Raw genomic sequence first — 10,573 nt, forward strand, 5'->3', positions numbered from 1 at the left:
AAAGGGGCGGGGTCAGACGGTGTCCATGGCGGCGGCGATTGCCTTGACCACATGCTCGCCCGCGTCCCCGTTGGTCAGCACGACCAGTCCGGAGCCCGCGGTGAGCCGGGTGACGGACACCCCGTGGTACCCCGTCGGGGTGCCGCCGTGGCCGAACTGGGTGTCGGCGCCGGTGGCGTCGACCACGGTGCCCAGACCGTAGAAGGTGTCCCGGTGGGGCGTGAGCAGCTCGGCCGCCGTCTCCTCACGCAGCAGCGCGAGCGGCCTGCCGAGCGCCGAACGGCGGATCTCCAGGGCCAGTTTGGCGAGGTCGGGCGCGGTGGACCAGAGGCCGGCGGCAGCCGCGTCGGGGCGGATCCGGCGGCCGCCCTCGATCTGCCGGCCCTCGGCGTCGTGACCGAGCGCGACCTTGCCCACGCGCCCCGGCATGACAGGGAAGCCCTGGTCGAAGCTGCTGTCCCGCATGCCGAGCGGGTCGAGCACCAGGGTCCGCATCAGCTGGTGGAACGGCTCGCCGGTGGCGTCCGTCATGGCCTGCTGGAGCACCGAGTAATGGACGTTGGCCTTGCGGAAGACCGTGCCGGGTTCGAGGTCCCGGCCGACCGGGGCGGTCGTCGTGGGCCCGCTGCCGTGCAGCAGGTCGAGCAGGGTCGGTACCGCGTCGCCGGGCTGGAAGCCCTTGCCCGGGGTCGGCGTGAGACCGGCCAGGTGGCCGAGCAACTGCCCTACCGTGACCGGGACCTCACCGTCCGGCACGCGCCAGCCGCGCAGATAGGTGTTGACGTCCTCGTCGAGGGCGAGCACCCCGTCCCCGACCAGCCGCAGCGCGCCGAAGGCGGTGACGTGCTTGCTGAGCGAGCCGACCTGGAACGTCGTGACCGGCGTGACCGGGATCCCACCTGCGGCGAGGCCGTGTGCCTCGGCGGCGACCAGTTCGCCGCCGATGATGACGGCGACGCTGACCCCGGGCACCCGGTACCGCTCCAACACCTCGGCCGGCACCGGCAGCAGGCTCGCCGGGGCGGGCCCGGGGGCGGGCTTGGGCGCGGCGGCCGCGACCGCCTCGTCGACGGCCGCCGCCAGCTCCGCCAGCGTCTCGTGCTGGTAGAGCATGAACAGCGAGAGCGGCAGCTGGGCCTCGCGGGCGGCGGCGACCACCTGGATGACCAGAATGGAGTGGCCGCCACGGGCGAAGAAGCTGTCGGTGGCGCCCACCCGCTCCACCCCGAGCACCCTCGACCAGATGGCCGCGAGGGCGGTCTCGGTCGGGGTGGCGGGCTCCACGAACTCGCCCTCGCTGTCGGCCTCTTCGGGGTCGGGCAGCGCCTTGCGGTCGACCTTCCCGTTGGCGTTCAGCGGCATCGAGTCGAGGACCGTGAACGTCGCCGGGACCATGTAGTCGGGCAGCTTCCCGGTGCAGTGCCGGGCGAGCGCGCCCGCCTCGACGGCCTCGTCGAGCACCACGTACGCGGCGAGCCGCACATCGCCCGGGGCGTGCTCGCGGCCCGCGACAAAAGCCGCGCGGACCGCCGGGTGGCCGAGCAGGACGGCCTGGATCTCGCCGGTCTCCACCCGGTAGCCGCGGATCTTGACCTGGTCGTCGGCGCGGCCGAGGAACTCGACCGTGCCGTCGGCCAGCCAGCGCGCCAGGTCGCCGGTGCGGTAGATCCGGGCGCCCGGGGGGCCGTATGGGTCGGGCAGGAACGTCTCGGCGGTCAGGGCGGCGCGGCCGATGTAGCCGCGGGCGACTCCGGTGCCGCCGACGTACAGCTCGCCGACGGCCCCGGCCGGTACCCGGCGCATCCCGCCGTCCAGGACGCGCATCACCATGCCGGGAAGCGGGCGCCCGATCGGCACCACCTCGGCGGCGAGAGGCCACGTCAGCGGAAGGACACTGGTGCCGACGGAGGCCTCGGTCGGCCCGTACTCGTTGATGAGCCGCCCCGCTCCCAGCACCTCGGCCCAGCGGGAGGCGAGTTCGCCCTGGAGCGCCTCGCCCGCGACCACGATCACTCCGGCGAGGTCCCGGGCCTGCTCGTCGCTCACCTGGTGGGAGAGCACCTCCAGGTGGCCCGGGGTGAGCTTGAGGAAGGCGTACGGGCCATGGGCGAGCAGCCGCTCCCCCAGCTCGGACAGGTCGAGGTCCTGCGGCAGCAGCACCACGGGCCGGCCGGTGAGCAGCGGCGCCCACAGGTTGGGGACGACCAGGTCGAAGGCGACCGAGGAGAAGACCGCGCCGCCGCCGGGGCCCGCGCCGACGAGTTCGCGGACCGCCCAGCCCAGATGGTTGGCGAGCCCCCGGTGGGAGACCGCGACCCCCTTGGGGCGGCCGGTGGAGCCCGAGGTGTAGATGGCGTAGGCGAGCCGGTCCGGTTCGCTGGGGACGCCGGCGGGGGCCGTCGGCCGGGCCGCGATCGCGGCGGCGTCGGCCGCCAGGTCGACGACCGTGACCCCGGCGGCGAACCGGTCGGTGTAGCCGGTGCCGGTCAGCGCGAGGGTGGCGCCCGCGTCGTCGAGCATCGTCTCGATACGGGCGGCCGGGAACGCCGGGTCGAGCGGGATGTAGGCCGCTCCGGCCTTCCACACGCCGAGCAGCGCGGCGTGCAGGTCCGGGCCCCGATCGAGGAGCACACCGACGAGCGACTCGGTGCCGACTCCCTGGGCGAGCAGGTGGTGCGCGATCTGATTGCTGCGCGCCTCCACCTCGGCGTAGGTCAGGGCGAATCCGTCCCCGGCCACCGCGACGGCGTCCGGGGTGCGGGCGGCCTGCTCGGCGAACACCTCGTACACCGGGCGGCCGGCGGTCGCCCCCTCGGAAGCCGCCTCCCAGCCCGCGATCCGGCCGGTCTCGTCGGGCGGCAGGCAGCCGGAGCGGGCGTCGCCGTCCGCACCGCCCGCCATCTCCACCAGGACCTGGCGGTAGAGGGCGGCGATCCGCTCGCCATGGGCCCGGCCGACCGCGCGGGGCGCGCAGCGCAGCTGGAGCCGGCCGGGGGCGGTGCCGACGGAGAAGCCGAACTCGTTGGAGCTGGCGCCGATACTGGCATCCGCGTCGACCCGGGCGCCCAGGTCCTGCTGCCCGGCGGCGACCGAGGTGAAGTCCTGATAGCTGAAGTACACCTCGACCAGCCGGGAGCCGTCGCCGAACTCCCGCTGGATGGCGGGCATCGGGAAGTGCCGGTGTGGCCAGCCGGCGAGCTCCGCGGCGAGGGTCCGCTCGACGAGCTCGCGCCAGGTGCGGGCGCCGTCGGTGTACCCGATGGGCTGGATGTTCAGGAACATGCCGTGCACCCGGTCGGCGCCGGCCGCCTCGGGCCGCACGTGCGAGGTGAGGCCGGTCAGGAAGACGGGCTCGGGAGTGAGCAGGCTGAGCGCCTTGAGATGGCCCGCGAGCAGCACGCTCTTCAGCGGCGCCTGGGCCTGCGCGGCGAGCCGCTCCAGGCCCTCGGTCAGGTCGGCGTAGCCGACGTCGAGGAGGTACATCTCCCCGGACGCGTCCGGGTCGGTCTCGCCCCAGCCGGCCGGCAGCGCGAACCGCTCGTGCCCGGCGACGACGGCCTGCCAGTGAGCCCGGTCCTCCCTCGACTCCAGGGCCCGCGCCTCGGCGGCGACGGTGTCGGCGAACCGCACGGAGGGTGCCTCGTGGGCGGGCAGCTTCCCGGCCAGGGCCCCGTCGTACAGCGCGAGCAATTCGGTGAGCAGCCCGCCCAGGCTCCAGCCGTCCAGGATCACATGGGAGTTGACGGCGGTGAGCTGGCGGCTCCCGTCGGCGCACAGGTGGACGGTGACGTCCAGCAGGGGCGCGGCGGCCGGATCGAGCGCGGTCCGGCCACGCTCGTCGACGTAGGCCTCGATGGCGGCGGTGGCACCGGCCTCGCCGAGCCCAGTCAGGTCGACAACCTTCAGCCGGAGTTCCGTGGTGCCGTGCACCAGTTGCAGCGGGACGCTGTAGGTGTCGAGGTCGACGCTGGTGCGCAGCACGTCGTGCCGGGCCACCAGGGCGTCCAGGGCCCGCTGGAACGCGGCGGCATCGAAGGGCCGTGCGTCGCGCAGCCGCAGGCTGGTCACCAGGTGGTAGTCCGGCCGCTCGGGCGCTGACAGCATCTCGATCTGCATGCCGAGCTGGTTCTGCGTCAGCGGATAGGCGTCCACCACACCGGCGGGCAGCAGCTCACGGTCTGCGGTGGATATCTGGGCGTACGGCGCGACCGGGGCCGGGGCGGCGGCGGGCGCGGCACCGGTGCGCCCCGCGAGCAGCTCGGCGAGCGGGCCGAGGACCGGCCGCTCCATGAGCTCGCGCACGCTCAGCTCGTACCCGGCGTCCCGCAGTGTGCCCACGAGCAGTACGGCCCGGATGGAGTCGCCGCCGAGGTCGAAGAAGCTGTCGTGGACGCCGGCCTTGTCGACGCCGAGCACCGACTGGAACACCGCGGCGACCTGGGCCTCGACGGCCGTGCGGGGAGCGACGTACCCGGCGGCCGAGCGGAGCTGACCGCCCTCCTCCGGGGCGGGCAGGGCGCGCTTGTCGAGCTTGCCGTTGGTGGTGAGCGGGAGGGTGTCGAGCGCCACGAAGGCGGCCGGAACCATGTAGTCGGGCAGGGTCCGCGCCAGGTGTGCGCGCAGGGCGCCCGCGTCGGGGAGGAACTGCCCGGCCGCCACGAGGTAGCCGACGAGTCGCTTGTCGCCGGGGGTGTCCTCGCGGACGACCACGACGGCCTGAGCGATGTCCTCGTGCGCGGTCAACGCGGCCGAGATCTCGCCGAGCTCGATGCGGTAGCCGCGGATCTTGACCTGGTCGTCGATACGGCCCAGGAACTCAAGGCTGCCGTCCTCACGGCGGCGGGCAAGGTCACCACTGCGATACATCCGGCCGCCGGCCGGCCCGAACGGGTTCGGCACGAACCGCTCCGCGGTCAGGTCCGGACGTCCGAGGTAACCGCGCGCCACACCCGGGCCCGCCACATGGATCTCACCCTCGGTGCCGACAGGCACCTCGGCGCCCTGGGCGTCGAGCAGGTGCACGGTCAGGTCGGCCAGCGGACGACCGACCGGGTTGCCCGCGCCCGGTGCGAAGTCCCGCTTGGTGAGCCGGTGGTAGGTGGTGTGGACGGTGGTCTCGGTGATGCCGTACATGTTGACGAGCGAGGTGCGACCGAGGCCCAGTCTGTCCGTCCACGGCCGAAGTTCGGAGACTTCCAGTTTCTCGCCCGCGAAAATCACCGCGCGCAGACTCAGCCGCTTGACCCGGCGGTCACCGGAGGCGGCGGCCGCGACCAGGGACCGGAAAGCGGTCGGCGTCTGAGAGAGGACCGACACCTCCTCCCCGACCAGCAGATCCAAAAACTCCTCCGGCGCACGCGTCACCGCCCGCGGAACCACCACCAGCCGCCCACCATGAGCCAGCGCACCCCACATCTCGAAAACCGACACATCAAAGGCATACGAGTGCGCCATCGACCACACATCGGACTCATCGAACCCGTAATGCTCCTGCGCCGTCTCCAACAACCGCACGACATTGGCATGGCTCAGCACCACACCCTTGGGCCGACCCGTCGAACCCGACGTATAGATCGTGTAGATCACATTGTCCGGATGAGAGACCCGCACCGGATTCTCCACCGAAGCCGCAGCCAACGCAGCACACGTCTCCTGCGCGTCCAGCACCACCACCGCACCCGCATACACACCCGACAACGACGGCAACAACGCCGACGTCGTCACCACCACCCGCGCACCCGCGTCCCCCAGCACAAACCCCAGACGCTCCACCGGATTCGCCGGATCCAACGGCAGATAACCCGCCCCCGACTTCAGCACACCCAACAGCGTGGGAACCAGATCCACACCCCGCTCCAGATGCACACCCACCAGATCCTCCGGACCCACACCCGCCGCACGCAACACATGCGCCAACCGGTTCGCCCGCTCATTCACCTCCACATACGACAACGACAACCCACCCGCCACCACCGCCACCGACCCCGGCGCCCCCACCACCCACGCCTCGAACAACTCATGAGCGAGAACGCCCACTTCAGCCTCCCCCTGCACTGGTTCCGTGGTCCCGAACTCGTCGAGCCCGATCTCTCCGTCGAGCCCGATCTCTCCGTCGAGCCCGTTCGCGATCGACTCCAGAACCTCGCGGTACATCTGGGCCAGGAGCTCGCCGTTGGCGCGGGTGATCAGGCCGGTGTCGCTGTGGATGCCGATCTTGCGGTCGCCGTGCGCGTGCACGGAGAGCCCGAACTCGGTCGGCGCCTCGCTGATGCCCGTCCCGGTGTCCACCAGGTCGGTGTCGGTCTGGTGGAAGTCGATGTAGTTGAAGTGGACGTCGAGCAGGCGCCGTCGGCCGCCCCAGGCACGCTGGATGGCGGGCAGCGGGTAGCGGCGGTGGGCCCAGATCTCCGTCTCGCGGCGGAACACCTGGACGATCGCCTCGCGCCAGGAGCGCGCCCCGCGCTCGTGGGCGAACGGCAGCGTGTTGAGGTGCATGCCGATCACCTGGTCGGCGCCGACGGCCTCGGGCCGGGCGTGGAAGACCACACCGGTGTGGAAGGCCGCGGCGTCCGTGAGGCGGCCCATGACGGTCAGGTGGGCGGTGAGCAGCACGGTCTTGAGCGGCACGTCCGCCTCGGCGGCCCGCGCGCGCAGGGCCTCGGCGAGCGAGTCCAGCGGCACGTCGATGCCGTACGGCTCCGCGGTGGCCGGGTCGCCGGCCCAGGCGGCGGGCGGGGCGAGCCGGGCGTGCTCCTTGACGATCCGCTCCCAGTAGGCGCGGTCGGCGGCGCTGTCCAGCGAGTCGAGTTCCCCCGCGACGAAGTCCGCGAAGCGCACCGGCGGGGCCTGGTACGGGGCGGACTCGCCCGAGTCGCGGAACTCCCGGTAGGCGTTCACAAGCTCCATCTCCAGGGTGTGCTGGCTCCAGCCCTCGACGATCACGTGGGACTGGGTCAGGGTCAGCCACCAGGCGTCGTCGCTCTCCAGGTGGATGGCGACGCGCAGCAGCGGGGCGACACGGAAGTCGAACAGGTCGGCGCGCTCGGCGGCGACGTACGCGAGCAGTTCGCGCTCGCCCTCCACCGGGCCGGCCCCCCTCAAGTCATCTATCCGGACGGGCACTTCGGCCGTCGCGTGCACCACCTGCATCGGTACGCCGTAGCCGGTGATGTGCACCGAGGTGCGCAGCGTGTCGTGGCGGGCGGTGACGGTGCGGACCGCGGCGCGCAGCGCGTCGGCGTCGAAGGGCCGGTCGTCGCGGATCCGCTTGGAGACCACCGTGTGGTAGTTGTTGCGGCCGTTCTCGGAGAGCAGTTCGGCGACCATGCCGAGCTGGACCTGGCCGAGCGGGTAGGCGTCGACGGCGTCGGCGGGCAGCAGCGCCCGGTCGGCCGCGCCGATCAGGGAGAACGGGCGGACCGCACCGGCCTGGACGGTCAACCTGTCGCGCCCGGCTGCCTGTTCGGCCAGGGCCGCGACCGTGCGGTGCTCGAAGACGTCCCGCACGGACACGTCGTAGCCCCGGCCGCGCAGCGCTCCGACGACGGTGACGGCGCGGATCGAGTCGCCGCCCCGGTCGAAGAAGCCGTCCTGGGCGCCGATCCGGCGGGCCCCGATGGCCTGCTCCCAGACCTCGGCGACCGCGCGCTCGGCCTCGGTGGCGGGCTCGGCATACGCCGCGTCGGCGTCCGCGTCCGCCTCGGGGACCGGCAGGCCGCGCCGGTCGACCTTGCCGTTCGGGGTGAGCGGCAGGGCGTCCAGGGTGACGTAGGCGCCGGGGACCATCGCCGGCGGCAGCTGCTCGGCGAGTTCGGCGCGTAGCGCGGCCACGTCGAGCGTGTCGTCCTCGGCGGGCACCAGGTAGGCGACCAGGAGCTGGACGCCCGGGGTGTCCTCACGGACGACCGCGGCGGCGTCGGCGACCTCGGGCCGGTCGACGAGCACGGCCTCGATCTCGCCGAGTTCGATGCGCTGGCCGCGGATCTTCACCTGGTGGTCGACGCGGCCCAGGAACTCGACGTCGCCCTCCCGGTTCCAGGCGACGACGTCACCGGTCCGGTACAGGCGGGAGCCGGCCGGGCCGTACGGGTCGGGCACGAACCGCTCGGCCGTCAGACCGGGGCGGCCACCGTAGCCGCGGGCGACGCCGACGCCACCCGCGTAGAGCTCGCCGGGGACACCGACCGGGACCGGGGCCAGGTGCTCGTCCAGTACGTACAGCCGGAAGTTGCGGACCGGCTTTCCGATGGTGACGCGGGTGTCGCCGATCTCGTCACCGGCCCGGATCAGGGCGTGTGTGATGTCGTCGGAGCACTCGGTCGGGCCGTAGGCGTTGACCATCGGCACGTGCGGGAATCGGTCGAACCAGCGGCGGCACAGGTCCGGCGGCAGCGCCTCGCCGGTCACCACCATCCAGCGCAGGGACGGGAGGCGGACATCGAGGGCGCCCGCGTCCATCGCGTCGAGCGCGGCGCGCAGCAGCGACGGTACGACTTCGAGGACGGTGATGTGCTCGTCGGCGGTTCGCGGGAACAAGGACAGTGGGTCGAGGGCGGTGTCCGCGTCGGCCACCCGGACCCGGCCGCCGACCGCGAACGCGGCGAGCATCTGCCACACCGAGATGTCGAAGGCCATCGACGCGTTCTGCACGATGCTGTCGGCGTCGGTCAGTTCCAGGTCCTCGACCTTGGCGAGCAGGTGGTTGGCCATGCCGTGCCGGTGGACGTGGACGCCCTTGGGCCTGCCGGTGGAGCCGGAGGTGTAGATGACGTACGCCAGGTCGTCGGGGTGGGCGGTCTCCGGCAGATCGGTGGCGTCCTGCGCGGCCCAGTCGGCCGGCTCGTCGAGCAGCACCGTGGCGGCGTCGATCCCGGCCAGGGCGTCGGCGTACGAGCCCTGGGTGATCAGCACCTTCACCTGCGCGTCGGCGGCCATGAAGGCGAGCCGGGACGCCGGGTAGCCCGGGTCGAGCGGCAGGTAGGCGCCGCCCGCCTTGAGCACCGCGAGGACGGCGAGGACCGTCTTGGGGGAACGGTCGGCGCTGATGCCGACCACCGTGTCGGGGCCGACGCCGAGGCCGCGCAGGTGGCGGGCGAGCCGGTTGGCCTCCGCGTTGGCGGCGGCGTAGCTGAGCGCGGTGGTGTCGTCGGAGATCGCCAGCCGGTCGGGGTACTTGGCGGCATACCGCTCGAACTCCCGCTCGATGCTGATCCAGGACGGCGTACGGGCCGTGTCCGCCCAGGAGTCGAGCAGTTCCGCGTCGGCGGCGCACAGACGGGTCGTGCGGGCATCGCCGTCGACACCCTCGGCGGCCATCGCCTCCAGGACCGACCGGTACATCGCGGCCAGGCGGTCCGCCGCGTCCCGGCCCAGCACCGAGGTGTCGGTCTTCAGGGTGAGACCCCCGCCGGAGGTCGAGACCTCCAGGGCGAACTCGGTGGAGCCCGAGCCGAGCCCGGCCGCGAGATCGAGCTGTCGGCCGTCCAGGTTGTGGAAGTCCTGGTAGTTGAAGATCACCTCGATGAGGCGCCCGGCCGTGCCGGCGGTGCGCTGGATCTCCGGCAGCGGGAAGCGGCGGTGCGGCCAGAGCGCGACCTCGCGGTCGAAGACCTGGCGCACCAGCTCCCGCCAGGTGCGGGCGGTACGGGTGTGCGGGAACGGCAAGGTGTTGACGTACATGCCGAACACCCGGTCGGAGCCCAGGACTTCGGTGCGCGTGTCGCAGATCAGCCCCGTGTGGAAGGCGGGCTCGTCGGTGAGCGTGCTGAGCACCTTGAGGTGGGCGGCGAGCAGCACGCTCTTGACGGAGACCCCGGCCCTGGCGGCGAAGGCGCGCAGCGGCGCCTCCAGGTCCATCAGCTCCACGGTGACCGCGTAGTCCTCAGCCGCGCCCGTGCGGTCCGCCCAGTCGGCGGGCAGCACGAACGGCGTGTACCCCTGCACCACGCCCTGCCAGTGCGCGCGGTCCTCGGCCGACTCCAGGGAGGCCAGCTCGGCGGCCACGGTGTCCGCGAAGCGGACATCCGGCGCCTGGTACGTCCCGGGCGCGCGGCCCGCCGCGAACGCCCGGTAACAGGCGATGATCTCCATCAGCATCGCGTGCTGCGACCAGCCCTCGGTGATCATGTGGGACTGCGTGAGCCCCAGCCACCACCCGTCGCCCACGACATGCGCCGCGACCCTCAGCTGCGGAGCGACCGCCGGGTCGAGCAACTCGGCCCGCTCCGCGGCCTGGTGCGCTCGCAGCGCCGCGTCGGCGCCCGCCGCGTCCAGGTCGCTCAGGTCGTGCACCGCGACCGGGGTCCCGGCCGAGGCGTGCACGAGCTGCAGCGGCCGGGAGGCCGTGGACAGGTCGAAGGAGGTGCGCAGCACCTCGTGCCGGGCCGTGACGGTGCGCACCGCCGCGCGGAGCGCGTCCGCGTCGAACGGCCGCTCGTCGCGGACCTTGTAGCTCGCGGTCGAGTGGTACGCCGCCGGGGCGCCGTCCCGCGAACCGGCCACCATCTCGACGAGCATGCCGGTCTGCACCTGGGTCAGCGGGTACGCGTCGACCACGCCGACCGGCAGCAGCGCC

1 protein-coding gene is annotated in these 10,573 nt (G+C 72.9%); it reads right to left on the reverse strand.

From position 1 onward, the window contains the following. Window positions 1-12 precede the first annotated feature (12 nt). Window positions 13-10,515, reverse strand: coding sequence for an amino acid adenylation domain-containing protein (locus OG819_RS10920; RefSeq protein ID WP_353963254.1), 10,503 nt, complete (start codon window positions 10,513-10,515; stop codon window positions 13-15). Between the last annotated feature and the right edge of the window lie 58 nt (window positions 10,516-10,573).

Source organism: Streptomyces sp. NBC_01549, assembly GCF_026339955.1.
Taxonomy (GTDB): Bacteria; Actinomycetota; Actinomycetes; order Streptomycetales; family Streptomycetaceae; genus Streptomyces.